Raw genomic sequence first — 24,095 nt, 5'->3', positions numbered from 1 at the left:
GGACGGAGGCGAGCCAGTACGCTTGGGCTGGAAGTTTAGAAGCTTTTGTCGAGCGAGATGCCGACGACGCGCAGGCCCTGTTTGCCGACGATCTGCTGCGTGTCGCCTGCTGACGGACCGGGATAAATATTGACCGGGTCCGGCGTGTTGCCGATGTTGCGGACATAAAGGGAGAGGGTCGTGTTGCGGTCCGGGAATTTCACGCCGACACGCGCGCCGGTGATCCAGTGGGCCGCGACATCATAGTTCGTATCGCTCGACGGATAGATATGGATCAGCGACTTGTAAGTCGTGTCGACATTGATGAAGCCCTGATAGTCGTTGGCGAAATTGATAACATATTCGCCGGACAGGTTGAACTTGTACTTGGGTGCGCCGGTCATCTGTGTGCCGCCGATCTCTGTGCCGTCCGAGCCGGTATACTGGTCGGGATAGGTGACCGGGTTGTAGATGAAGCCGCCGTTCAATGTCAGGTTGGGCATGGGCTTGCCGAACAGGTCGATTTCAATGCCCTTGGAAATGACTTCCGACACATTGGTAGCGCCGCAGGTGAGCGCCGGGGTAAAGACGCAGCTTTGGCCCTGATAATCCTTCACCTGCGTATAGAACAGGTTCACATCGACGCCCACACGCCCGACCATGCCCTTGACACCCAGTTCGGCAGAGGTCGGGATTTCCGGACGGACGACAGTCGGCGTATTTCCAAAAACGGTGTCATTGATCTGCGGGGCCTTGAAACCGCGGCTGATCGTGCCGTAGGCCATAAGGTCAGGACTGGCCTTATACTGCAAACCAATGCGACCGGAGACATTGCTGACCGTGGTAGATAGTCCGGCCGTATGCGGGCCGGGCGACGTGCCGGTGGGGTCGAGCAGGTCAATTTCGGTGGTTACCGGGTCAAAGGGCGGGAAAGGCTGGAACGGCAGGGTCAGCACCTTGGTGAAGACCTCGCTGTCAGAAACCGTGACCTGACTGGCGCGAACGCCGATCAGGCCGGTCAGTTGCGAGGTGAAGTTCCAGTTCAACTGACCGAAGACAGCCGCCGTATTGGTGGCCACAGCATAGTCACCGAGTTGCTGGATGGAGGCGACAGGGTCCGGCACGATGGTAAGCCCGGCAGAACCGTGATTGTTGTAGGTCGAGCGTGACACATAGGCGCCGGCCACCCAGTCATACTTTTCCCTGGCAGGCGAGGTAATGCGGATTTCTTGGGACGCCTGGCGCAGTTTGCCGGTCTGGTCCTGGAGCAGTTGCGGGTAGACGCCGTCGCCTTGCAGGGCAAGGATATCCAGTGTGTTGTGGTCTCCCAGGTCGCGCATACGATAAGAGGTGATCGAGGTCAGGGTGTAATCGCCCATCTCGTAATCGAACTGTGCCGAAAGACCGGCATTGGTATAGGTTTCGTTCGACGGATATTTCGAACAGCCTGTGTTGTTGTCTTCGGAAGCGGTGATGCCGCAGGCGGCAAGCGCAGCCACGACCGCTGCGCTGGTCGCCTTGCGGAAGACAAAGGTGTGGTTGCCTTCATACTTTTGGTAGTCGTAGTCGGCGATCAGGTTGAATTTGAGCTTGTCGGTGATGTTGTTGAGGTAACGGACCCGGAAACCCATATCCGTATTTTGGTTATCGCCGCCGATGGCATTGTCCCGCTCCACACCATTGGTGTTGTTATAGAAGGCTGAGACGCGCACGGCCGAATGGTCGTCGATGGGCAGGTTCAGCACGCCCTGGGCGACGCGCTCGCCATATTCCGATCCGGCCGTACCGTGATCGGCGTAATCGATATGGAGACGGCCTGACGTATCACCGATCTTCGGCGCCTTGGTGACCATGTTGATAACGCCAGCCGAGGCCGATTGCCCGAACAACATGCCCTGCGGGCCGCGCAGCACTTCGACGCGCTCCATGTCGAAAAGGTTCGAGGCGTTGACATTGCCCTGCGGCACACCGTCGACGACGATGCCGACCGAGGCTTCGGCTGAGGGGGTGAACGATTGCGTGGCGATGCCGCGAATGCCGGCGCCGCCGCCGGGGGCGCCGTCGACGAAGGTGACGGCCGGGGAGACGCGATCGAGGTCGCGCACGGTGGTGATCTGCTGGCGTTCAAGCTGGGCGGCGCCGGCAACCGTGATGGCCATGGGCACGTCCTGGAGCTTCTGTTCACGCTTTTGCGCCGTGACCACGACAACGGTGGCGTCGTCCTTGGCGGCGGGAGCGGCATCCTGCGCGAAGGCGGCCGTGCCGATGGCAACCAGGCTGCCGGTGGCCATCAAGGCCAGGATATTGTTACGACGAGTCATTATCGTCCTTCCCTGTGATGCGTCCGCCCATGTTTGGGATTCGGACAGCGTTTCTCTCTGTTAAAGACGGCATTGTACGCGCCGTCCTGTTTTGGCAAGGTCAGGCTAGGGGAGGCGGCCAATTGCCGCAAATTCAATCGTTCAATGCAATCCATCACGAAACCTTATGGCTTGCGCGGATGCGGCGAGCGTGTAGTTTGAAGCCGCGAACATTGATTTCGTTTAGAATAAAACGCAATAAAAAGCAGGCGGTTAAATGCGATTTCATCGGCTCGATCTTAATCTGTTGGTCATTCTTGACCATCTGCTTCAGGGGCGGACGGTCAGCGAGACGGCCCGCATTCTCAGCCTGACCCAGCCGGCCATCAGTAATTCGCTGTCACGCCTGCGCGTGCATTTCGAGGATGAGTTGTTCGTTTCCGTCGGCCGCCGGCTGGAGCCCACGCCCTTCGCCAAGAGCCTGGCTGATCCGGTCAAGACGGCCCTGGAAGAAATTGAGCGCATTATCATCACGCGCTCGGACTTCGATCCTGCGACGGCGGAGCGCGACTTCACCATCGTGTGTTCGGACTATGTCTACAGCGCCTTTCTGACGCGGGTGATTCGCCGCCTGGCAGAGGTGGCGCCCAATATCAACCTGCTGGTTCTGCTCAATTCCGAGATGACCAGCCCGCTGCTCAATGAGGGACAGGCGGATTTTCTCATTACGCCGCAAGGGCTTACCTTTCCCCTCCATCCGCATGTGCCGCTTTTCAGTGATGATTTTTCCTGCATTGTGTGGTCGGGAAACGCCGAGGTCGGTGATGTGCTCACCGCCGAAGCCTATCTGAACATGCGCCATGTTAGCGTGACGCTTGGACCGAAAAATCCGCGCCACATCGAACAGAAATCCCTGGACATGCTGGGCATAGACCGCCGCATCGTCGTCTTTGCCCCCACCTTCAACGCGGTGGCCGACACCATCATCGGCACGCCCTATATCGCCACGGTCCACAGCCGCACGGCCCGCCTGTTCGCCGAGCGGCTGCCGCTGAAAGTGCTGAAGGCGCCGGTGCCGATCGCCACCTTCACCGAATGCCTGCAATGGCACCGCAACAAGGATAATGATGCCGGCACCTTGTGGCTCAAGGAATTTCTGGTGAGTTGCGCCAGGGATTTCTGACATCTCAATCGGCGCGTATCATAAATCTCGCTGATATGACCTATGGGTCGATTGAATTATCGCTGTCCCCGGACTTCCTCCATAAACGTCTCAAATAATGAGATGTGCGTTCCTGCCTTTTCGTGTGGGACGCCAGCAGTGGATGAAGCCCGTGAAGCGTATTTTATTCAAGAATGTCCGTATCTTCGATGGTTCCGGTTCGGACCTTTTCCCCGGTGAGGTGCTGGTTGAAGGCGATCGCATCACCAGGGTGAGCAGGCGCCCGGAGGGGCTGTTTTCCAAGAAGGATCCGAAGATCAGCGAAGAGGGCGCTGAGGTCATAGATGGCGGCGGCGCCGTGTTGATGCCGGGCATGGTCGAGGCCCACGGCCACCTGAGTTGGCCGTCCTCCACCGAGCGCTTCGTGCCGGAATTCGTGCTGCCGATCGAGGAAATGATGCTCGTGACGGCCCAGAACGCCCGCATCCTGCTCGATAGCGGCTTCACCAGTGTCTACAGCGCCGGCGCCCTGTCCGACCGTATCGAGGTGGTTATCCGCGACAATATAAACAAAGGCTTCCTGCCGGGACCGCGTCTGCGTGCCTGTACGCTTGAACGCAGCCCGGAGGAGGACGAAACCAAGCCCGGCAACGTCAACCATGGCCGCGGGCCGGAAGCCATCCGCGCCTTCGTGCGCAAGTGCAAGGCCATGGGCGTCGATCAGGTCAAGCTGGTGATTTCCGGCGAGGACGCGCTCAATCCCGGCTCGTCGCACCATCTGATGTGTACCGAGGAAGAGGCCATGGCCGCCGGCGAAGCGGCGCGTGAAGTGGGGCTGCCTTTGTCGGCCCATACCCAGGGCAATGACGCGGTGAAGTTGGGCCTGCGCGCCGGCGTGCGTGTCATGTACCACTGCACCTATGCCGACGAGGAAGCCATCGACATGCTGGTGGCGCAGAAGGATCGCATCTTCATGGCCCCGGCGATCGGCGTCATCGTCGCCACACTCGAAGCGACCCCGCCGCCGCATATCGACATGTCGTCGATGAAGGAAATGGCCAAGCCAGTGATCGAGCGGGCGAAGAAGATGATCCCGGAACTGAAGCGCCGTGGCGTGCGCGTGCTGATCGGCGGCGACTATGGTTTCCCCTTCAATCCGAACGGCACCAATGCCCGCGATCTCCAACACTTTGTCGAACTGTTCGGCTATACCCAGAAGGAAGTGCTGCACGCCGCTACCAAGCTGGGCGGTGAGCTGATGGAACTGGAAGTCGGTGAAATCAGGCCGGGTTATCTGGCTGATATCCTGCTCGTTGATGGCGACGTGACCAAGGACGTCCGTATCCTGCAGAAGAAGGACAATCTGCTGGCCATCATGAAGGGCGGGCAGTTCCACAAGAACAAGTTGTCTAGCCGGATCGCTGGCGCGCCCGTGCCCAGCCGGGAAGAACATGCTTAAGGCTGACCTTACGCTTAGTGCGGCGCGCGAGGTGGCGGGTGATCTGTATCTGCCGGAAACACCGGGTCCGCATCCGGTGGTCGTGGGTGTGCATGGTGGTGGCTGGCGGCGCGGCTCGCGCAAGGCGCTGGCGCAATGGGGACATTTCCTCGCCGCCAATGGTATTGCCATGCTTGCCACCAGCTATCGCCTGACCACGAATGGCGCGGTCTGGCCGCATAATCTGGCGGATGTCTCGGCTGCGCTCGAATGGGTGCAGGCGCAAGGCGCGGCCAGCGGACTCGATACCGGCAAGGTGGCCATGCTCGGCGCCTCGGCTGGTGCGCATCTGGCGGCGCTGGCCACCCTGACCCGCGACGAGGCCAAGACCCCGCCGGTGCGGGCCCTGGTCGGTGTCTATGGCGTCTACGATCTGGTGACGCACTGGCAGGCTGATCTGATCAGGAATGCGCCCGCCGCCGAAGACCCGACCGTCCGGATGCTGGGCGTCACGCCGATCGATAATCCGCGTCTCTATTTCGATGCCTCGCCGATCAGCCATGTCACTCACGCGGTGCGCGGTCTGAAGGTGCAACTGATCTACGGCGACCATGACGAGGATATCGATTGTCGCCAGTCCATCGCCTTCGGCCGTCGCCTGCGTCAGGCCGGGGCGCAAGTGGCCACTGTGCCGGTGCTGGGCGCCGGACACCTGTGGTTTTCCAACGAGGATATGCGCGAACCGTCCAGCCACTGCGCCTATGTGGCGCCGCGCTTGCTGGCCTTCCTGAAACAGAGTTTGCTATGAGTTATGACGTCATCATTATTGGTTGTGGTCCAGTAGGGGCCACGGCCGCCAACCTGCTGGGCCAGGCCGGTCACAAGGTGCTGGTGCTGGAGCAGTTCGCTGATGCCTTTCCGCTGCCGCGCGCTGTGCATCTCGATCACGAGATGATGCGCCTGTTCCAGGGCATGGGGCTGGCCGATAAGATCCTGCCGCAAACCCGCGAAACGCAGGGCCATATGCACCTCGGCGCCGATGGCGATGTCATTCGCTATATGGGCAGCGTCGGCAAACCGAAGCGTTTCGGCTGGGCCAATGACTACTTCTTCTATCAGCCGGAACTGGAAGCGACCTTACGCGAAGGCTTCCAGCGCTTCCCCAATATCGAGTTTCGTCAAGGTGTGGTGGTCGACGGCGTGTGCAATACGGCCGAGGGCTGCGAGGTGACGGCCGGTGGCGAGACCTATACCGCCCGCTTTGCCATCGGCTGCGACGGTGCGCGCAGCCCGGTGCGCCAGGCGCTTGGCATCGAGCTGCACGATCTTTTGTTCGAGGAAGCCTGGCTGGTGGTCGATGCCAATGTCGAGGGGCCGATCAGCTTTCCGCCAATCCCGTCGCTGCCGCAAGGCGCTGATCCGCAGCAATTGTCGGTTATGACCTGCGATCCTAAACGCCCGGCGACCATCGTGCCCGGACGCGGCGCGCACCGTCGGTGGGAGTTCATGCTGCTGCCGGGCGAGAGCGAAGCGGCGATCGTCGAGCCGGCGTCGATCCATGCCCTTGTTGATCCGTGGCTACAGGGCTGCACCTATGATATCGTCCGTACCGCCACCTACAGGTTCAATGCCCGCGTGGCGCGTGAGTGGCGTAAACGCAATGTATTTCTCGCCGGTGACGCCGCGCACCAGACGCCGCCCTTCTTCGGCCAGGGTATGTGTCACGGCCTGCGCGATGTCAGTAACCTCAGCTTCAAGCTTGATCTCGTGCTGCGCGGCCTGGCGGATGACAGTCTGCTCGATACTTACCAGAGCGAACGCGATCCGCAGGTGCGCCATGTCATCGGCGCGGCGGTCGCGGTCGGGCGCTATATCTGCGAACTCGATCCTCAAAAAGCCGCCGCGCGCGATACCGAAATCCGTGAGCGCCAGCGCTCCGGCCAGGATATCGCCACGGCCGCCGACCTGATCGCGCCCTATACGGATGGCCTCGTCACCAATGGGGCAGGGGAGCGCTTTGTCCAGCCGCGCCTTGATGGCGTCCTGCTCGATGACCTGACCGGTGGCGGTTTCCGCCTGCTGGGCCGGTCGGACGGTCTCACGGCCGCCGGTGAGGCGGTGATCGCGCGCCTCGGCATCACCCGCTTCGACCATCCACAACTCACCGAGATGCTGAACGGTGAAACCGTATTGCTGCGGCCCGACAACTATGTCTTTGGACGCGCGAAAGATGGCGCCGAACTCGAAGCCCTGCTGCAATCGCTCAACGCTCAACTCCATTCCACGCCTGCCAGAGTAAGCCTCCATGCCTGATCTTTCGCTCGCCCACGCGCGCACAATCATCGCCACCGCCCTGAAAACGGCCCGCGACAACGCATTTTCTCCGCTGGCCATTGTCGTGCTCGATGCCGGTGCCCGGCCTGTGGCTTTCGAGCGAGAGGATGGCGCGGGGTATCTCAGACTCGATATCGCCCAGGCCAAGGCCGCTGGCGCCATCGGTATGGGCTACGGCACCCGCGATCTCGCCAAACGCGCCGCCGGCAATCCCGGATTCTACGCTGCCCTCTATGCCGTCAGCGGCGGCCAGATGGCCCCATCGCCCGGCGGTGTGCTGATCCGCAATGCGACCGGCGAGGTGATCGGCGCGGTCGGGGTCAGTGGCGATACCGGCGATAATGATGAGCGCGCCGCCGTGGCCGGTCTTAAAGCCGCCGGTCTGGCCTATGATACAGGAGCTGCCCAATGATCCGCCTGCGCAGTATCGAACTGAACCTGCCCCATGCCGCCGCGGCGCGCGATTTCTTCCTTAATATCTGGGGCCTGGCAGATGCCGGCATCACCGGCGTTACCAGCTATCTGCGCGGCTCCGGCGCCTTTCCTTATCTCGTGTCGCTCACCGAAGCCGAAAGTCCCAGCGTCTGCTCGACCACCTTTGTGGTTGATGACGCGGATATGGTGCGCATCCGTGAGGGTGCTGCGGCCGAGGGTCTGATCATCCAGGATACGATCAGCAAAGACCCCGGTGGTGGCACCGGGGTTCTGGTGCAACTGCCGGAAGGCGAGGTGTTTCGTTTCCTCGTCGGCGCCACCGAGATCGCGCCGATCGAAGGCCGCGACCTGCCCGTCAAGCTGACCCATGTGGTGATGAATTCGGCCGATGCCGAGGCCACGGCGACGGTCACTGAAAAGGCGCTGGGCTTCAAGGTCTCCGACCGTACCAGGGGCATGGTTTTTGTCCGCTGCTCACCCTCGCACCACAGCGTCGCCTTTGCACGCCAGGGCTTTGCCTCGCTCAACCACATCGCCTTTGAAATGCAGGATATCGACGCCGTCATGCGCGGCATAGGGCGGATGCGCGACCATGGCGCTACCCCGGCCTGGGGCCCTGGTCGCCATGGTCCGGGCGATAATGTCTACGCCTATTATATCTCGCCGTTCGGCGCCGTGATCGAATACTCCACCGCCGTCGAGATCGTACCGGAGGATTATAAGGTCGGCGCGCCGGAAGATTGGACCTGGCCGCCGAACCGCATCGACCAGTGGGGCATGTCCGACAAGGATTTTGAGGGTCTCGGCAAGGCCGAGCGCATATTCAAGTACCTGCCACTTTTGCGCTCATAGGCCGCGTTGGCTCGCCCCATGAGGGGCGGCGGCGGTCGCACTTGCCAAATCTTTCCAGGATTTGGAGTTACAAGAGAAAGTTATCTGATGAAGTACGTATCCTATACCCATAATGGCCGGTCGACCTATGGCCATGTCGAAGGCGACAAGGTTTCCGATCTCGGCGCCATTCCCGGCGCGCCCGCCGATCTGGTGGCGGCGCTGAAGGCCACTGCCCTGGCAGGACTGAAGGCTGAAGCGACCATTCCTTTTGCCGATATTAAGCTTCTGCCGGTCGTGACCAATCCGACCAAGATTTTCTGTGTCGGCCATAACTATGAAAGCCACCGGGTAGAGACCGGCCGTGCCAAGGTCGGTCACCCGTCGATCTTCCTGCGCTTTGCCGATACGCTCAATGCCGATGGCGCCGAGGTCCTGCGGCCGAAGTCCTCGACCAGCCTCGACTATGAAGCCGAGTTGGCCATCATTATCGGCAAGGGCGGCCGCTATATCTCGGAAGCCGACGCCATGAGCCATGTCGCGGGCTTCACCTGCGCCAACGACGTGTCGGTGCGTGACTGGCAATGGCATACCACCCAGTTCGCGCCAGGGAAGAACTTCCCGACCACCTGTCCGCTCGGCCCGTGGATGGTCACGCCGGATGAAATCGGCGACCTGAGCGCGATCAGTGTCACCTCGCGCCTCAATGGCCAGGTCATGCAGCACGCCACGCTTGACCATCTGTTATTCAAGCTGCCTGTGATCATCGAATACCTGTCGGGCTTCACCACGCTCAGTCCGGGCGACGTCATTCTGACGGGGACGCCGGGCGGCGTCGGCGCCAAGCGCGAACCGCCGGTGTGGATGAAGGCGGGCGACCTCATCGAGGTTGAGGTCTCCGGCGTCGGTATCCTGAAAAACATCATCGCCGACGAAGCCTGAACCATCAGTTATTTCTATGGGTGATATTCAACGATTGAAATAGTCGCCTGTGGCGGGCCATGGTCTCCTGTCCTTTATCAGACAGCCGCAGCGTCCAGGATTGCGGTCCCTGATACAGGAAATGGAAACATGGCTCGCAAGATTTTCGAACCCGCCCTCGTCATACTGGTACTTTTGCTTGGTTTGAGCGTGGCGGCACTCACCCATCCGACACCCGCCGATGCCGGGCAGGCGGTCGTGCAAAAGGCCGTCTTTGACCAGATTGCCCTTAACAGGCTTGGGCGATAAGAATCAGTTCCTGTTGCCCGCCGCGCGTACGGCCTGAAGGAAAAAGTCCTGTATATGGGTGGGCACGAACCGTCGGCGCGTCGCTATTCCGATGGCCCGGGCGGATCCGGTAAGCGGCGGCCCCATGATCTTCAAAGTGCCAGACGCGACTTCCGTCTCGACCTGCTGGGCAGACAATACGGCGGCATGATCCGTGCGCATCAGAAGCTCGCGGGTGGCGACCAGAGACGCGCACTCCACCACCTGGCGCGGCGATGGTTGCCCCTTGCTGGCCATGAATTGCTCAAAATTTGTCCGTCCTGGCGTGCCGCCCCTTGGTAAAATCCATGAGAGGCCGCCCAGTTCGGCCGGCGTAAGCTTGTCCGTTGCACTGTTAAAGCCCGGCGCCAGCGGATGCCCGGCCCGCACCAGGATGACATAGGGATCATTGAACACAGCCTCCTGTTCGATGTCAGCGTCTGGTGTCGGTCTCAGTGCGCCCAGCACGAAATCAATGCGGCCATGCAACAGGGCGGTGAGCTGTTCGTTATAAGGCCCGTCAAGAATGGTGACGCGGGCATCGGGGAATTGCGTCAGGGTAGCGGCCAGGGCCTGCGGCAGCCATTGCGAACGGGCGAGGGGCAAAGCGCCGATCCGCAAAGTGCCTTCCATTAGGCCCTGAATTTCGCGTACCGCTTCATGGGCCTGGGTAATTTCGGCAAAGCAGAGGTCACCATAACGGGCAAGTGTCCGCGCTTCGATTGTCGGCTCAATGCGGGCCCCGTGACGCCGCCACAGGGTGACGCCGCAGAGGGTTTCGAGATCGCGGGCGGCGCGCTGAACGCTGGGCTGGGAAATTCCCAATTGACGGGCTGCCTGGCTAAAGCTGCCCGTCTCGATAACCGCCGACAGGGCGCGCAATTGTGAGTCCGTCACGAGCCGCTGGATAGGCATACGAGTTCGTGTCTTCCAGTGCTGGAGGGCCCGTTCGGCGTCACGGAGGTGATCCGCGGCGGCGGCAATCCGGGGGCACCAGATATCACCCGCGCGGGTAGGGCTCATGCCGCGTGAGGTCCGGTCGAACAAGGCGGTGCCCAGATCGGCTTCACACGCGGATACGGCACCGGTCACGGCGGGCTGAGACATGTGCATCAGGTTTGCAGCCTTGAGAGCGCTGCCGGTTTCATAAACCGCCAGGGTTGCCCAAAGCCGCCTCAGGCGGAATACATCCATATAAGCTCCTATAGCTGAAACTTATAGCAGTCGGCACGAATAGTGGGAACCGCTTTTGGGCGGTCTATGGAATAAACGGCGGCACAAACTGTGAGGAAACCGCCATGCCTGTCGTCGTCACCAATATCAAACGTCCGTCCGCTGCTGCCTGCGAGGCACTCGAGGGCCATGGCGTGGCCACGGTTCACGAGGCGCAGGGGCGCACGGGCCTGATGAACGCCTATATGCGCCCGATCTATCGCCCGGCCATGATCGCCGGCCCGGCGGTGACGGTCGAGGTGGCGCCCGGCGACAACTGGATGATCCATGTGGCGGTCGAACAATGCCAGCCCGGCGACGTGCTGGTGGTGACCCCGACTTCACCTAACGAGGACGGGTATTTCGGCGACCTGCTGGCAACTTCCCTGAAAGCGCGCGGCGTCAAGGGGCTGATCATCAATGCCGGCATCCGGGATATCGCCACGCTCACCGAAATGGGTTTTCCGGCCTGGTCGAAGGCGGTCTATGCTCGCGGCTGCGTGCGCAATACGCTGGGCAGCGTCAATGTGCCGGTGGTCTGCGCCGATGCCATCGTCAATCCGGGCGATGTAATCGTGGCGGATGATGACGGGGTCTGCGTCGTGCCGCGTGACAAGGCAGAAGAGGTGGCCGCCAAGGCAACCGCTCGCGCTGCTTCCGAAGAAGCCCGCCGGGTCCGTTTCCAGAATGGTGAACTGGGCCTCGATATCTACGACATGCGCGAAACGCTGAAAGCCAGGGGCCTCGTCTATATCGATCAGAAGGATCTATAGTCATGCTTCGCGGCATTCCCTGCAGCGTCTATCGCGGCGGCACCTCCAAGGGACTCTATTTCCTGAAAAGCGACCTGCCGGCCGATATTGCGACGCGTGATGCGGTCCTGCTGGCGGCCATGGGTTCGCCCGATGCTAGGCAGATCGACGGCATGGGCGGCGCGCATCCGCTGACCTCCAAGGTTGCCGTTGTCTCGCCATCCTCGCACCCTGATGCCGATGTCGATTACCTGTTCCTGCAAATATTCCCGGAAAAAGCCATCGTCACCGACCAGCAGAACTGCGGAAACCTGCTGGCGGCGGTCGGTCCCTTCGCCATCGAGCAGGGGCTGGTGAAGGCGACCGGCGATGTGACCAGCGTCCGCATCCATATGCTCAATACCAGAAGCATCGCCGTCGCCCATATCCAGACGCCGGGCGGCGTGGTTGAGTATGACGGCGACGCCCGCATCGACGGCGTGCCGGGCACGGCCGCGCCGGTACCGACCGATTTCCTCGATGTCGCGGGATCGAGTTGCGGCGCGCTGCTGCCGACCGGCAACGCACAGGACATCATCCAGAGCGTGGCCGTAACCTTGATCGACAACGGCATGCCGGTGATTGTGGTGAAAGCCGCAGATCTTGGCCAGACGGGCGTTGAGACGCCCGAAGCCATGGAGGCCGATACGGCCCTGAAGGCACGCGTGGAAGCCATTCGCCTGGAGGCCGGTCATCTGATGAACTTAGGCGATGTCACCGACAAGTCGGTGCCGAAGATCTCGCTGATCTCGAAGGCGCAGAATGGCGGCACGGTTTCGACTCGCACCTTTATTCCGCACCGCGTGCATGACGCCATCGGCGTCTTCGGTGCGGTATCGGTGGCCACGGCCTGCGTGTTGAAGGGCTCGGTGGCCAATGATTTGTTGGGGCTGGACGTGCAGGGCGCGATTGATCTTGAAATCGAGCATCCGACGGGCTTTTTTACGGTTTCAATGGATATTGAAGGCGAAGGGAAAGCGCTGACGATCCGGCGGTCCGCGCTTTTGCGGACCGCCCGTAAGCTGATGACCGGCGAGGTGTTTGTCTCGCAGAAGGTGTGGCCGCTATGACGATTTCCACCATTGCCCTGATCGGATTCGGCGAGGTCGGGCAGGCCCTGGCCACTGAGCTGTCGCAACGCCCCGACCTGACGCTGAAGGTCTATGACCTGACGCTGTTCGACAACCGCTCGACCGTGGCGCGGGCCGCCGCGGCCGGCCACGTGGTGCGTTGCCGCTCCGCCGCCGAAGCCGCCAAGGGCGCCGACCTGATCATCTCGGCCGTTACCGCCGCCCAGACCGAGGCGGCCGCCCGTTCGGTCGTTCTAGGATTGAAGGCCGGCGCCTGGTTCATGGACCTCAACTCCGCTTCGCCCGAAGCCAAGATCGCCGCCGCCCATATCATCGAAGGCGCCACCGGCCGCTATGTCGAAGCCTCGGTCATGTCGCCGATCGAGCCGAAGCGACTGGCCTCGCCTATCCTGCTCGGTGGCCCGCACGCCGAGATGTTCGCCTCGCTGATCGGTGCCCTGGGGTTTGCCGGCGCGACCTACTATTCCGATATTCCCGGCCGGGCGGCGGCCACCAAGCTGTGCCGCAGCGTCATGATCAAGGGACTGGAGGCGCTCATCTCCGAATCCCTGCTGTCGGCGCGTTATTACGGCGTCGAGGACGTGGTGCTTGAGAGCCTCAACAACCTGTTTCCCTACCCGGATTGGGAAGGCTATGCCCGCTACATGATCTCGCGCACCCTGGAGCATGGCGCGCGCCGATCGGAAGAGATGCGCGAAGCCGCCAGAACGGTCGCCGAGGCGGGGTTGACGCCGTGGATGTCCGAAGCCATTGCCGATCGCCAGGCCTGGGCGCCGGATTACGCCAAGGCGCTCAAGACCGAAGGGCTCAAGCCCATGCTCGATGCCATCAGAGACCAGATACATAACCGGAAGGATGCCGCCGAATGAGTCGTGAAAAACCGCTGATCATCGATTGCCACGGCCACTATACGACCGCCCCTGCGCCGCTGACCCATTTCCGCGAGGCCCAGATCGCGCACTTTCACGATCCGCTGAAGCCGGCACCGGAAGGCGTGGTAGTCTCGGATGACGAAATCCGCGAGACGATTGAAAAGAACCAGCTCAAGCTGCTCAAGGAACGCGGCGCCGACATGACGATCTTTTCCCCGCGGGCCTCGGTCATGGGGCCGCATATCGGTGATGAAAGCGTCTCGAAGCGCTGGACGGTCGAAAGCAACAACATCATCAAGCGCGTCATTGACCTGTTCCCAGACTATTTCATCGGGGTCTGCCAGTTGCCCCAGTCGCCGGGCGTCGGTTTGCAGGGCTCGATCGATGAGTTGCAACGCTGCGTCGACATGGGCTTTATCGGCTGTAACCTGAACCCCGATCCGTCGGGCGGCCATTTCTCCGCCCCGCCCCTGACCGATAGATACTGGTATCCGTTTTTCGAGAAGATGATCGAACTCGATGTGCCGGCCATGGTCCATGTGTCTGGCTCGTGTAATCCGGCCTTCCACGCCACCGGCGCCTATTACATCAACGCCGATACGACCGCCTTCATGCAGTTTATCGAGGGGGATCTATTCAGGGATTTCCCCGAATTGCGCCTGATCATCCCGCATGGCGGTGGCGCGGTGCCCTATCACTGGGGACGCTATCGCGGCCTGGCCGACATGCTGAAAAAGCCCAACCTGCGCGATCACGTCATGAAGAACGTCTATTTCGATACGTGCGTCTATCACCAGCCCGGTATCGACCTCCTGTTCCAGGTGATCGACAACAAGAACATCCTGTTCGGCTCGGAAATGGTTGGCGCGGTGCGGGGCATCGATCCGGAAACGGGCTTCTATTTTGACGACACCAAGCGCTATGTCGATAACCTGACGGTTTCCGCCGAGAACAAATACAATGTTTTCGAAGGCAATGCCCGCCGCGTTTATCCGCGTCTCGACGCCAGCCTGAAGGCGAGGGGCCTATGAGCGCTTTTGTAAAAGACGCCGACTGGCTGGACTGGTGCGCCAACCCTTCGAAGCCAAAGTTTCATTTGCCGAAAGGCGCGGTCGATGCCCACTGCCATGTCTTCGGGCCGGGCGACATCTTCCCTTTTGCGCCAGAGCGCAAATATACGCCGTGCGACGCCTCGTGGGAGCAACTGTTCGCCCTGCGTGATTTTCTCGGTTTCGAGCGCAATGTCATCGTGCAGGCCACCTGCCACGGCGCCGATAACCGCGCCCTGGTTGATGCCTTGCAACGTTCTAATGGCAAGGCGAGGGGGGTGGCGACCGTAAAGCGCTCGGTGACCGACGAGGAACTGCACGCGCTCCATGCCGCTGGTGTGCGCGGCGTGCGGTTCAACTTCGTCAAGCGCCTGGTCGATGCCCTGCCGTTCGATAGTCTGACCGAAATCGCTGAACGCATCTCGAAGCTTGGCTGGCATATCGTCATCTATTTCGAGGCCGAAGATCTGAAGGCATATTTCAAGTTCTTCACCGATCTGCCGACGACGGTGGTGGTCGATCACATGGGACGCCCGGACGTCTCAAAGGATGCCTTTGGGCCGGATTTCGACCTGTTCGTCAGGCTGCTGGAATATGATAACTTCTGGTGCAAGACGACCTGCCCGGAGCGCCTGTCGAAGTCTGGACCACCCGCCTATGACGATGTCGTGCCGTTCGCCAGACGCATTGTCGAGGCCTTCCCCGGCCGTGTCATCTGGGGCACGGACTGGCCGCACCCGAACATGAAATCGCATATGCCGGACGACGGCAATCTCGTCGATTTCATCCCGCGCATCGCCATGACCGAGGCCCTGCAAACAAAACTGCTCGTCGCCAATCCTATGCGGCTCTACTGGCCGGAGGAGAAGGCATGACCCAATCCCGACCTTATGACGATGTGCCCGGCACGACCGTCTTCGATGAACGGATGGCCCGTAAGGGCTATCATCTCAATCAGTTCTGTATGTCGCTGATGACGCCGGAAAATCGTGAGCGCTTCAAGGCCGACAACCGCGCCTATCTCGACGAGTGGAAGATGACGGAGGACCAGAAGCAGGCGGTCATCGACCGCGATTACAACAGGATGCTGTCGCTCGGCGGCAATATCTATTTCCTCGCCAAGATTTTCTCATCGGATGGCCTGAGCTTCCAGTACGCCGCCTCGACCATGACTGGGGTCAGCGAGGAAGAGTACCTGAAGATGATGCTGGCCGGTGGCCGGTCGCCTGAGGGCAACCGCTACACGCATGAATGGGAGACACCATGATGGCCCGCATTACCGCTGGGGTTGCTACCTCGCACGTCCCCGCTATCGGCCGCGCCATCGATACCGGCCAGACCCAGAGCGACTACTGGAAGCCAATGTTTGATGGCTTCGAGTTTTCCAAAAAGTGGGAAGCCGCCGAGACACCCGATGTGGTCTTGCTCGTTTATAACGACCATGCCACCGCCTTTTCGCTCGACCTGATCCCGACCTTTGCCATTGGCGTAGCGGAAGACTATGCCGTGGCCGATGAGGGTTTCGGACCGCGGCCGGTGCCGCCGGTCGAAGGCCACGCCGACCTTGCCTGGCATGTCGCCGCCAGCGTTATCCAGCAGGATTTCGATCTCACCGTCGTCAATAAAATGGACCTCGACCACGGCCTGACGGTGCCGCTGTCTCTGATGTTCGGCCAGCCGCAAAAGTGGCCGTGCAAGGTCATCCCCTTCGCCGTCAATGTCGTGCAGTATCCGGTGCCTTCGGGCCGTCGCTGCTATAATCTCGGCAAGGCCATCCGCAAGGCCATCGACAGCTTCCCGGATGACCTCAATGTGCAGATCTGGGGCACCGGCGGCATGTCCCACCAGCTCCAGGGACCGCGCGCCGGTCTGATCAATCAGCCGTGGGACAAGGCCTTCCTGTCGGACATCGTCGATAATGTCGATCGGCTCGTGGCCATCCCGCCGGAAGAATATATCCGCGAGGCGGGCTCCGAAGGCATCGAACTGGTCATGTGGCTGATCATGCGCGGCGCGCTGGATGACCATGTCACCGAACTCCACCGGCACTACCATGTGCCGGCGTCCAACACGGCCATCGGCCATCTCATTCTGAAAAACGGGAAATAATCATGAAAATCGCACTCGCGGGCGCTGGCGCCTTCGGCATCAAGCATCTCGATGGCCTGAAAAATATAGACGGGGTAGAGGTCGTGGCCGTGGTCGGCCGCACGCTCGAACCCACCCAGGAGGTTGCCACCAAATACGGCATTCCGCACGTCTTCACCGACCTTGACGATGCCCTGAAACTGCCGGAAGTCGACGCTGTCATCCTCTGTACCCCCACCCAGATGCACGCCGCCCAGGCCATCGCCTGCATGGAGGCCGGCAAGCATGTGCAGGTCGAAATTCCGCTGGCGGATTCATGGGAAGAGGCCGAGGCCGTCCTGAACCTGCAAAAAGAAACCGGCCTGGTCTGCATGGTCGGCCACACCCGCCGTTTCAACCCCTCGCACCAGTACGTCCACAACAAGATCACCGCCGGTGAGTTGAACATCCAGCAGATGGACGTCCAGACCTATTTCTTCCGCCGCAAGAACATGAATGCGCTCGGCCAGCCGCGTTCGTGGACTGACCACCTGCTATGGCACCACGCCGCCCATACGGTCGATCTGTTCGCCTGGCAGGCGGGATCACCCATCGTGAAGGCCAATGCGATTGAAGGCCCGATCCATCCGGAACTGGGCATCGCCATGGATATGTCTATCCAGCTCAAGGCGGCCAATGGTGCCCTCTGCACCCTGTCGCTGTCGTTCAACAATGACGGGCCGCTCGGCACCTTCTTCCGCTATATCTGTGACAATGGTACCTATATCGCCCGCTATGACGATCTCTTCACTGGTAAGGAAGAGCCGATCGACGTCTCCAAGGTCGATGTCTCTATGAACGGTATCGAATTGCAGGATCGTGAATTCATCGCCGCCATTCGGGAAGGCCGCGAGCCGAACAGCTCGGTGGCGGAGGTCTTGCCCTGCTATAAGGTGCTGCATGACCTTGAGCAGCAGTTGAAAGCCTAAGCGATCTGTTGCCGCCCGGCTCTGTAGGCGCGTGGAGGCAGGCCGGCATGACGCGTGAACAGTCTGGAAAAGTAGGCGGGGTCCTCAAAACCGACCTGCTGGCTGCACGCGCTGATGGACAGGTCGCTGTAGAGCAGTAACCGCCTGGCCTCGATCATTCGTCGGTCCAGGATCATCTGCATGGGTGATTTTTCTCCAACTTTACGGCAGGCATAGCGCAGTTGTGTCTCGCTGACGCGTAAGGCCATCAGATAAGCGTCCAGTTCCAGGGATTCCTTGTACCGGGCCTCTATCTGTTCCCGGAAACGCGCCACGAGTCGATGTTGAGGCCCGGCCGGCGCCTTGACCATGTGTGTCTGGCGATGTGACAGGCGATGGATATCGGTCATCAGCCCTAGAAGGTTGGCCTCGATAGCGGCTCTATGGGCCGGGGCTTCCCAGAACAGTTCACGGGCGAGCCGCATGGTCCAAAGGCGCAGGCCGTGCAGGGTGGGGCGGTCGGGAATTTTCAGCGCCTGCAGGGTGAGCGGAACGCTGAGAGCCTCCCGCGCATGAAAAAGGTCGTTCAGGTGGGCGCTGGCTATCGTGAGGACGTAGCCCAGGATATCTTCGCTGAAGGCAAAGCCGTGAACCGTGCCGGCGGGAACGAACAGAACATAGGGGCCGTCGAAATGCAGATTCGCGTCATCGCTCAGTACGCGCCCTGAACCTCGCAGGATCAGGAAAAAGTGGTTGAGATCGGCGTGCATGTGCGGCCGGATCTGGCCATGCAGCGGCGCGGAGCGATCCTTGATCTCCTCAAGATGCAGGAAGTGGTGATCTACTTCCTTTGGCGCTTCTCCGAAGAGGTAAAACCTTGGGACCACGCCTAATCCAGTCGACATCTCGGCAAGCCTGCGCAAGTTTTGAATGTTATTTTTATCCAAGTTTATAACATATATATGCATGGCCTTCCAGCCAGGTCCGCGGCATCCTCAATACATAAAATAACGAGGAAGCCATGGATATACCTAACAGGACCGAGGTTGCCATTATAGGCGGTGGCGTCGCCGGATTGATGCTGTCGCAACTGCTGCACATTGAAGGTATTACGTGCGTCATTCTGGAGCGCCAGACACGCGCCTATACCGAAGGCCGCATCCGCGCCGGCGTGCTGGAATACGGCACGGTCAATCTGATGCGCAGGATTGGTGTCTCGGAGCGCATGGATTGCATGGGCTTGCGGCACGAAGGCTTCGCCCTGATGGATGACGGCGAAAAGTTGCGCATTCCGCTGCATGATCTCGTCAATACCGATGTCATGGTCTACGGGCAGACCGAAATCACCATCGACCTGATGGATGCCTGCGAAGCGCGCGGCACGCCGCTGGTTTTCGAGGCGAAGGACGTGGCCCTGCATGATTTTGATGGCGCAGCCCCTTATGTGACCTACACAAAGGACGGCGTGACGCACCGGCTCGATTGTGACTTCATTGCCGGCTGCGATGGTGCCCATGGCATTTGCCGCGCCACCATGCCCGATGCCACCGCACATGCGGTTGAGAAGGTTTACCCCTTCGGCTGGCTTGGCATTCTTGTAGATGTGCCGCCCATGGATCACGAACTGATCTATTCCAATCATGAACGCGGTTTTGCCCTGGCCAGTCAGCGCTCCGCCACGCGCAGCCGTTATTATATCCAGTGCGATGTGTCGGAAAAAATCGACGACTGGCCGGACGACCGTATCTGGAACGAGCTGGAAATCAGGCTGGGCGATACGGCCGACCACCGCATCACGCGCGGCCCGTCGCTGGAAAAATCGATCGCGCCCCTGCGCTCCTATGTCTGCGAGAAGATGCAGCATGGCCGGTTGTTCCTGGCCGGCGATGCGGCTCATATTGTACCCCCCACAGGCGCCAAGGGTCTGAACCTGGCGGCTTCCGACGTCAGCTATCTGGCCGATGCGCTAATAGCGCATTACAGGCATGACGATGAAGTCGGGCTTGAGGGGTACACGAAGCGGGCGCTGGACCGCATATGGAAAGCCGAGCGGTTTTCCTGGTCGATGACGCAGTTGACTCACCGCTTCCCCAATATGACGGCCTTCGACCGCCAGATGCAGAAGGCCGACCTCAGTTATATCCGTACCAGCGCCGCAGCTCAGAAATCGATCGCTGAAAACTATGTTGGGCTGCCTTACTAAGCGACGGTCGAGGGCCAAATGACGGTGGAAATCTTTCAACCATTTACAAACTTGATTGGCCGAACCATTGACCGACACCCTATGTCTTCCCCGTTTGTTTTACTCTTTAAAACGTCGTGTTCGCATAGTGCTTCTAATTGGACGTCGCGTACTTGTCGGGGCAGGGGCGGTTAGCCCGTCCTACGGGACCCTTGACTTTACCGACCTTGGTTTCCGTGGAATAATCTGAGCGAAGGCAAGGGGGTATGGTAACGTTGGTTGCGGCCCCATGATTTGAACTGACAGATATGTTTTGAAAGGTAAACTACGAGGCGCCGAAGCCTCGCTACTTGAAAGATTTACAGTTTAAATAGAGTACTGCCCTGAAAATGCAGACAAAAGTCTCAGACTACGAATCTGAGGGGCGGGCGTTCGAATCGCTCCGGGTGCGCCATTTAAATCAATGACTTAGACGAAAAAAGCGGTGCAATTGCACCGCTTTTTTCGTCTGTAAACCACTGTAAGAACGTATTGATTTTGCGGCATTTTCCGCCCAGCCAGGTTGCCGCACCCAGATTTTCCATCAGAGCGGGGGCAGTGACCGTCAAGCTCAATGATGCCTTACCCAAAAGCCAGGCATTTAGGCCTTAGCTTGGCACTGAGTATGGCATTTTTTTTGTCATTTCGGTCAGTATGCACATCGGTATTCAATGTACGTTATGGTGGATAGCGAGGTCATCTCCGCTTGAAATTGCTTAACCAATTTCGATATAGTGTAGAATTGAGATACAAGTGCCCTCGGCGGGGATGGTGGGATATTTAAGCAGAGTTTGCGACAGGGGCGAACAGGCATGACGGAGACGGGTGATAACTTAACGGCAAAGGGTGACGCAGACAAGGAAGTCCGCGCTTATCAGAGCGTAGGGAATTCCCTGCTGCAACGCATTCGCACCGGTGAATTCCGGGCCTCCGGAAAATTGCCGACCGAGCGTGAACTGGCCGAGGTCTACGGCGTCGGGCGGGCCGTGATTCGTGACGCCCTGGTCATGCTCGAAGTGAAGGGGCTCGTGCAATCCCGCCAGGGCTCAGGAATCTATATCACCCGTAAAGCCTATGAAATACAGCCTGTTGAGGTCGTCGAGGTCAAGGCACGTCCGGCCTGGGAGCTCCTGCCTGCCGGCGGACCTTTCGAGCTGATGCAGGCGCACCAGTGGTTCGAAAGCCATATTGCCCGCCTGGCCGCCATCCAGGTTACCGAAGACGATATTCTTCATATCCAGCAGGCGTGCGATGATTATGGCCGGGCTGACTTTGCGGATGTCAGGGAAAAGCTTGAGTTGCAGGTGCATATGGCAATTGCCGCCGCCACTCAGAACGCAGAGCTAACCATTATGGTTGGGCAATTATGGATGCGACGGGATAACGACCCGTTCTGGAAAGCGGCCGGTCCAAGATTGCATAGTGTCCAGAATCGTGACCGCTGGGTTCAGGATCACGCCCGCCTTTTAAGCGCCATCCGCAGCCGTGATGGAGATGGCGCCTATGTCACCATGTGGCAGCACATAGACGCTGTGAAGCAACTGCTCTCCGGTGGCGAAGGTTTTGGTGTGGCTGAGGGCAACGCGGAAAAGACGGGGAGGCGCGGCCGTGCCGGTCGTCGCCGGCTGAAGGTCGGCGTCTGATTTAGAGCCCTTTCTGAGAAGGGCATTTAGAGCGCCGATCTGCTGCATCAGAGCCGAACAGGAGATCATTCTCATCTGCCTCTTAACCTCGATGCGGCGGTTGCCAGGTCGTGACCCGCAGGTCTCTCTGACGAGAAATCGATCGGGTGGTCCTATGCCCAACTTTCGGTCCGGCTGGCGATATTGGTTGACCAATGAATTTGGCGAACCAATTTGGTGCGATTCCTTACCCATCTGGTCGATGAATATAGCATTTTTATCACATAGGTTGACCAATACGAGGGCGGGAAATTGGTCGGATTTCTCATTTATATATGCATAAATATCTAAAATATAATATTAAATCCGGATAAATCGGAAAATATCTTACTGTTAAGCCAATTTGAAATCTGTAGAGCTTCGACAAAAAAATGTCATGCTGCCAATAATGAAATTGACAGGCCAATTTACCAACCATAGTCTCGATTTCACAATTGGCGCTCCAATACGGTCCTAATGGTATCGTCTCCCGCCAAATTGGTTTTAAGGCTGAAACATGACACCTGTCACGTCAGAAACAGACCGGCCCACACATACCTAAACGCCGGCTGTTCGCGACTTTAATCTAAAAGGGGATAGACTATGACGTTCAAGAACTACGCTGTGCTCAGCACGGCTCTCGCGGGCCTGCTCACTGTTTCTTCGGCCATGGCCCAGGAAGCGACCGCGCCCGCAGCGCCCGCCGATGATACCGAAGTGGTCGTGACCGGCTTTCGCAAGAGCCTCGCCTCGGCTCTGAAGAACAAGAAGAATGACACGCGGGTCTCTGACGGTATTTCATCTGAAGACCTTGGCAAGTTCCCCAGCGAAAACATCGCCGAAGCGATCCAGCGCATTCCGGGCGTGCAAATGGCGAACGTCAATGGTCGCGGCGCGACAATCAGTATTCGTGGCCTTGGTCCGCAATATGCGATGACGACCGTCAACGGTCAAAGTTTTGCGAGTGCCGATTTTAACGACGGCTTCCGCTACGACATTATTCAAACTGAACTGGCCAGCAGCATTCAGGTTTACAAATCCCCAACCGCAGATATGGACGCCGGCGGTCTGGCCGGCACTGTAAATATCGAGACCGTTCACCCACTCGATAAGAAGGGCCGCGAACTGGTTGTCTCGGTTAAGGGGCAGAAGTCGAACAATGCCAAGGGCGGGATAACCCCAAAAGCCAGCATTTCTTATGTTGACCAGTTTGACGGTGGGAAGCTCGGTGTATTCCTCGGCGCCAATTACCAGGAACTGAGTGACCGCGCCGACTATCTGTTTATGGACCGTTGGTTTACTTCCGCCAATACCGACGGAACGACGCTCTATACGCCTCGCCGTATCCGCTATCGCCGCATTGATCGTGACACTCTGCGTCAGCAGTTCAACGTTGCCGTTCAGTACAGGCCAGTCGCCGGGCTGGAACTGGGCCTTTCGGCGATTCATTCAAAAGATAATACCCGCTATGATACCATCCAACAGGTTTTCCTGTTTAATCAGAGCAATATCACGACCCAGGATAGTGACGGCCTGACCGCCCTCAAGACGACCCAGACCAACTATACCGCGGAAAATAACCGCCAATTGGAAACCCGAAACCTGTCGAGCGAGGCCCTGACCGGCACTGTCAAGTGGACCGGCTTCGACAACTGGACCCTCAAGGGTGTGCTGCACTATACGCAGGGCAAGGCTTACCTGACCGAAGAGGCCGCCATTCTCGGCATCAATATCGCCTCGTCGACCCTGGATATGAGCGACCCAGAGGATATCAAATTCACTACGTCGAACGATCTGTCCGACGCAACGTCCTATGACAGCGCGCTGCTGACGCGTAACGAATATCCGGACGGCGCCCAGCACGCCAATATTTCCGACGAAGTCGCTGCCCAGTTCGATGCCACGCGCTGGATCGACATGGGCATATTGAGCTCGGTCTCATTCGGCGGCAAGGTCAAGCGCGATACCCTGTCGCGTTATTCGACCCGCCGTGACCTTGACGGAAGCCTGTCGGCCGCTGATACGCCGGCCAGCCCGGTATCCACCACGATCGTCGACAACTTCATGGATGGCGCGGATTCGGTTGACCGTACCTGGGCGGTGCCGGATATCATCGCTTACCGGGCGGCTTTGGCCGCATCGGGCATCAATGTGCCGACCGTCTTCGATCCAACAGGCAGCTACAGCGTCAGCCGCAACATCTCGTCGCTCTACGCCATGGCCAATCTGAAGGGCGATGTTTTCAACGTGCCGTTCCACGGCAATCTCGGTATCCGCTACGAGGATACCAAACAGTTAGGCCGTAGACTCATAACGCTTTGATCCAGATTCTGGTGGCGACGATCTTTACGGCTGCCAGAAAATTCAGAGGGTTTTTGTCGTAGCGAGTGGCAATACCTCTGAATTGCTTGAGTTTATTGAAGAAGCGTTCGACCA

General features: G+C 59.4%; 22 protein-coding genes and 1 pseudogene. 19 read left to right on the top strand and 4 right to left on the bottom strand.

Features of this window, described 5'->3' with window-relative positions:
* Window positions 1-35 precede the first annotated feature (35 nt).
* On the bottom strand, window positions 36-2,300 hold the full coding sequence (locus ACTHND_RS15970; RefSeq protein WP_440178962.1) for a TonB-dependent receptor: 2,265 nt from the start codon (window positions 2,298-2,300) through the stop codon (window positions 36-38).
* A 256-nt stretch (window positions 2,301-2,556) separates the two neighbouring features.
* On the opposite strand from ACTHND_RS15970, the gene ACTHND_RS15965 reads away from it, so the two are divergent.
* The 8 genes from ACTHND_RS15965 to ACTHND_RS15930 all read left to right on the top strand — a co-directional run bounded on the left by ACTHND_RS15965 (window position 2,557) and on the right by ACTHND_RS15930 (window position 9,709).
* Window positions 2,557-3,462: a LysR substrate-binding domain-containing protein gene (locus tag ACTHND_RS15965; protein WP_440178961.1), complete on the top strand. Its 906-nt coding sequence runs from the start codon at window positions 2,557-2,559 to the stop codon at window positions 3,460-3,462.
* Between the two features lie 151 nt (window positions 3,463-3,613).
* Window positions 3,614-4,900 (top strand): amidohydrolase family protein, encoded by a 1,287-nt coding sequence (locus ACTHND_RS15960; RefSeq protein ID WP_440178960.1) that lies wholly within the window; start codon window positions 3,614-3,616, stop codon window positions 4,898-4,900.
* Entirely contained in the window at window positions 4,893-5,687 is a 795-nt protein-coding gene (locus ACTHND_RS15955; RefSeq protein WP_440178959.1) for an alpha/beta hydrolase, read from the top strand. The genes ACTHND_RS15960 and ACTHND_RS15955 overlap by 8 nt, the downstream gene beginning before the upstream one ends.
* A complete protein-coding gene (gene mhpA, locus ACTHND_RS15950; protein ID WP_440178958.1) occupies window positions 5,684-7,192 on the top strand; it encodes a bifunctional 3-(3-hydroxy-phenyl)propionate/3-hydroxycinnamic acid hydroxylase MhpA in 1,509 nt (502 codons plus the stop codon). Before ACTHND_RS15955 ends, mhpA begins: the two co-directional genes overlap by 4 nt.
* Window positions 7,185-7,625, top strand: a complete 441-nt coding sequence (locus ACTHND_RS15945; protein WP_440178957.1) for a GlcG/HbpS family heme-binding protein — start codon at window positions 7,185-7,187, stop codon at window positions 7,623-7,625. The genes mhpA and ACTHND_RS15945 overlap by 8 nt, the downstream gene beginning before the upstream one ends.
* On the top strand, window positions 7,622-8,500 hold the full coding sequence (locus ACTHND_RS15940) for a VOC family protein (protein ID WP_440178956.1): 879 nt from the start codon (window positions 7,622-7,624) through the stop codon (window positions 8,498-8,500). The genes ACTHND_RS15945 and ACTHND_RS15940 overlap by 4 nt, the downstream gene beginning before the upstream one ends.
* 87 nt (window positions 8,501-8,587) lie before the next feature.
* Complete coding sequence (locus ACTHND_RS15935; RefSeq protein ID WP_440178955.1) at window positions 8,588-9,421, top strand: fumarylacetoacetate hydrolase family protein; 834 nt, start codon at window positions 8,588-8,590, stop codon at window positions 9,419-9,421.
* A gap of 129 nt (window positions 9,422-9,550) precedes the next feature.
* The gene (locus ACTHND_RS15930; protein ID WP_440178954.1) at window positions 9,551-9,709 is read left to right on the top strand and encodes a hypothetical protein; all 159 of its coding nucleotides are present in this window, start codon (window positions 9,551-9,553) and stop codon (window positions 9,707-9,709) included.
* Between the two features lie 3 nt (window positions 9,710-9,712).
* Here the strand turns inward: ACTHND_RS15930 and ACTHND_RS15925 are convergent, their stop codons facing one another.
* Window positions 9,713-10,921, bottom strand: coding sequence for a LysR family transcriptional regulator (locus tag ACTHND_RS15925; protein WP_440178953.1), 1,209 nt, complete (start codon window positions 10,919-10,921; stop codon window positions 9,713-9,715).
* A gap of 104 nt (window positions 10,922-11,025) precedes the next feature.
* Between ACTHND_RS15925 and ACTHND_RS15920 the strand changes: the two genes are divergently transcribed.
* Genes ACTHND_RS15920 through ACTHND_RS15885 form a run of 8 tightly spaced genes read left to right on the top strand, consistent with a single transcriptional unit; the run spans window position 11,026 to window position 17,798 of the window.
* A complete protein-coding gene (locus ACTHND_RS15920) occupies window positions 11,026-11,712 on the top strand; it encodes a 4-carboxy-4-hydroxy-2-oxoadipate aldolase/oxaloacetate decarboxylase (protein ID WP_440178952.1) in 687 nt (228 codons plus the stop codon).
* 2 nt (window positions 11,713-11,714) lie between these two features.
* The gene (locus ACTHND_RS15915; protein ID WP_440178951.1) at window positions 11,715-12,800 is read left to right on the top strand and encodes a 4-oxalomesaconate tautomerase; all 1,086 of its coding nucleotides are present in this window, start codon (window positions 11,715-11,717) and stop codon (window positions 12,798-12,800) included.
* Window positions 12,797-13,690 (top strand): DUF1932 domain-containing protein, encoded by an 894-nt coding sequence (locus tag ACTHND_RS15910; protein ID WP_440178950.1) that lies wholly within the window; start codon window positions 12,797-12,799, stop codon window positions 13,688-13,690. The genes ACTHND_RS15915 and ACTHND_RS15910 overlap by 4 nt, the downstream gene beginning before the upstream one ends.
* Window positions 13,687-14,724: an amidohydrolase family protein gene (locus ACTHND_RS15905; RefSeq protein WP_440178949.1), complete on the top strand. Its 1,038-nt coding sequence runs from the start codon at window positions 13,687-13,689 to the stop codon at window positions 14,722-14,724. Before ACTHND_RS15910 ends, ACTHND_RS15905 begins: the two co-directional genes overlap by 4 nt.
* Complete coding sequence (locus ACTHND_RS15900; RefSeq protein ID WP_440178948.1) at window positions 14,721-15,617, top strand: amidohydrolase family protein; 897 nt, start codon at window positions 14,721-14,723, stop codon at window positions 15,615-15,617. Before ACTHND_RS15905 ends, ACTHND_RS15900 begins: the two co-directional genes overlap by 4 nt.
* The gene (ligA, locus tag ACTHND_RS15895; protein ID WP_440178947.1) at window positions 15,614-16,009 is read left to right on the top strand and encodes a protocatechuate 4,5-dioxygenase subunit alpha; all 396 of its coding nucleotides are present in this window, start codon (window positions 15,614-15,616) and stop codon (window positions 16,007-16,009) included. Before ACTHND_RS15900 ends, ligA begins: the two co-directional genes overlap by 4 nt.
* Complete coding sequence (locus tag ACTHND_RS15890) at window positions 16,006-16,851, top strand: class III extradiol dioxygenase subunit beta (protein ID WP_440178946.1); 846 nt, start codon at window positions 16,006-16,008, stop codon at window positions 16,849-16,851. The genes ligA and ACTHND_RS15890 overlap by 4 nt, the downstream gene beginning before the upstream one ends.
* 2 nt (window positions 16,852-16,853) lie before the next feature.
* Window positions 16,854-17,798, top strand: a complete 945-nt coding sequence (locus ACTHND_RS15885; protein ID WP_440178945.1) for a Gfo/Idh/MocA family oxidoreductase — start codon at window positions 16,854-16,856, stop codon at window positions 17,796-17,798.
* Here the strand turns inward: ACTHND_RS15885 and ACTHND_RS15880 are convergent.
* Window positions 17,795-18,682: a helix-turn-helix domain-containing protein gene (locus ACTHND_RS15880; RefSeq protein ID WP_440178944.1), complete on the bottom strand. Its 888-nt coding sequence runs from the start codon at window positions 18,680-18,682 to the stop codon at window positions 17,795-17,797. The two genes, ACTHND_RS15885 and ACTHND_RS15880, sit on opposite strands and share 4 nt — an antisense overlap.
* 116 nt (window positions 18,683-18,798) lie before the next feature.
* Here ACTHND_RS15880 and pobA point away from each other — a divergent pair, with 116 nt between their 5' ends.
* The 3 genes from pobA to ACTHND_RS15865 all read left to right on the top strand — a co-directional run bounded on the left by pobA (window position 18,799) and on the right by ACTHND_RS15865 (window position 23,981).
* A complete protein-coding gene (gene pobA / locus ACTHND_RS15875; protein ID WP_440178943.1) occupies window positions 18,799-19,980 on the top strand; it encodes a 4-hydroxybenzoate 3-monooxygenase in 1,182 nt (393 codons plus the stop codon).
* Window positions 19,981-20,810: 830 nt separating this feature from the next.
* Window positions 20,811-21,641: a GntR family transcriptional regulator gene (locus ACTHND_RS15870; RefSeq protein WP_440178942.1), complete on the top strand. Its 831-nt coding sequence runs from the start codon at window positions 20,811-20,813 to the stop codon at window positions 21,639-21,641.
* 621 nt (window positions 21,642-22,262) lie between these two features.
* Window positions 22,263-23,981 (top strand): TonB-dependent receptor, encoded by a 1,719-nt coding sequence (locus ACTHND_RS15865; RefSeq protein WP_440178941.1) that lies wholly within the window; start codon window positions 22,263-22,265, stop codon window positions 23,979-23,981.
* Here ACTHND_RS15865 and ACTHND_RS15860 read toward each other — a convergent pair.
* Window positions 23,968-24,095, bottom strand: a pseudogene (locus ACTHND_RS15860) (IS5/IS1182 family transposase); the annotation flags it as partial. The gene ACTHND_RS15865 and the pseudogene ACTHND_RS15860 overlap by 14 nt on opposite strands.

The organism is Asticcacaulis sp. (genome assembly GCF_051954415.1).
GTDB lineage: Bacteria > Pseudomonadota > Alphaproteobacteria > Caulobacterales > Caulobacteraceae > Asticcacaulis.
This window is presented reverse-complemented; position numbering and strand designations above follow the sequence as displayed.

Coding starts and splice junctions, on each gene's coding strand:
- ACTHND_RS15970 (WP_440178962.1), bottom strand. CDS start 2,300: ATGACTCGTCGTAACAATATCCTGGCCTTGATGGCCACCGGCAGCCTG.
- ACTHND_RS15965 (WP_440178961.1), top strand. CDS start 2,557: ATGCGATTTCATCGGCTCGATCTTAATCTGTTGGTCATTCTTGACCAT.
- ACTHND_RS15955 (WP_440178959.1), top strand. CDS start 4,893: ATGCTTAAGGCTGACCTTACGCTTAGTGCGGCGCGCGAGGTGGCGGGT.
- mhpA (WP_440178958.1), top strand. CDS start 5,684: ATGAGTTATGACGTCATCATTATTGGTTGTGGTCCAGTAGGGGCCACG.
- ACTHND_RS15945 (WP_440178957.1), top strand. CDS start 7,185: ATGCCTGATCTTTCGCTCGCCCACGCGCGCACAATCATCGCCACCGCC.
- ACTHND_RS15940 (WP_440178956.1), top strand. CDS start 7,622: ATGATCCGCCTGCGCAGTATCGAACTGAACCTGCCCCATGCCGCCGCG.
- ACTHND_RS15935 (WP_440178955.1), top strand. CDS start 8,588: ATGAAGTACGTATCCTATACCCATAATGGCCGGTCGACCTATGGCCAT.
- ACTHND_RS15930 (WP_440178954.1), top strand. CDS start 9,551: ATGGCTCGCAAGATTTTCGAACCCGCCCTCGTCATACTGGTACTTTTG.
- ACTHND_RS15925 (WP_440178953.1), bottom strand. CDS start 10,921: ATGGATGTATTCCGCCTGAGGCGGCTTTGGGCAACCCTGGCGGTTTAT.
- ACTHND_RS15920 (WP_440178952.1), top strand. CDS start 11,026: ATGCCTGTCGTCGTCACCAATATCAAACGTCCGTCCGCTGCTGCCTGC.
- ACTHND_RS15915 (WP_440178951.1), top strand. CDS start 11,715: ATGCTTCGCGGCATTCCCTGCAGCGTCTATCGCGGCGGCACCTCCAAG.
- ACTHND_RS15910 (WP_440178950.1), top strand. CDS start 12,797: ATGACGATTTCCACCATTGCCCTGATCGGATTCGGCGAGGTCGGGCAG.
- ACTHND_RS15905 (WP_440178949.1), top strand. CDS start 13,687: ATGAGTCGTGAAAAACCGCTGATCATCGATTGCCACGGCCACTATACG.
- ACTHND_RS15900 (WP_440178948.1), top strand. CDS start 14,721: ATGAGCGCTTTTGTAAAAGACGCCGACTGGCTGGACTGGTGCGCCAAC.
- ligA (WP_440178947.1), top strand. CDS start 15,614: ATGACCCAATCCCGACCTTATGACGATGTGCCCGGCACGACCGTCTTC.
- ACTHND_RS15890 (WP_440178946.1), top strand. CDS start 16,006: ATGATGGCCCGCATTACCGCTGGGGTTGCTACCTCGCACGTCCCCGCT.
- ACTHND_RS15885 (WP_440178945.1), top strand. CDS start 16,854: ATGAAAATCGCACTCGCGGGCGCTGGCGCCTTCGGCATCAAGCATCTC.
- ACTHND_RS15880 (WP_440178944.1), bottom strand. CDS start 18,682: ATGTCGACTGGATTAGGCGTGGTCCCAAGGTTTTACCTCTTCGGAGAA.
- pobA (WP_440178943.1), top strand. CDS start 18,799: ATGGATATACCTAACAGGACCGAGGTTGCCATTATAGGCGGTGGCGTC.
- ACTHND_RS15870 (WP_440178942.1), top strand. CDS start 20,811: ATGACGGAGACGGGTGATAACTTAACGGCAAAGGGTGACGCAGACAAG.
- ACTHND_RS15865 (WP_440178941.1), top strand. CDS start 22,263: ATGACGTTCAAGAACTACGCTGTGCTCAGCACGGCTCTCGCGGGCCTG.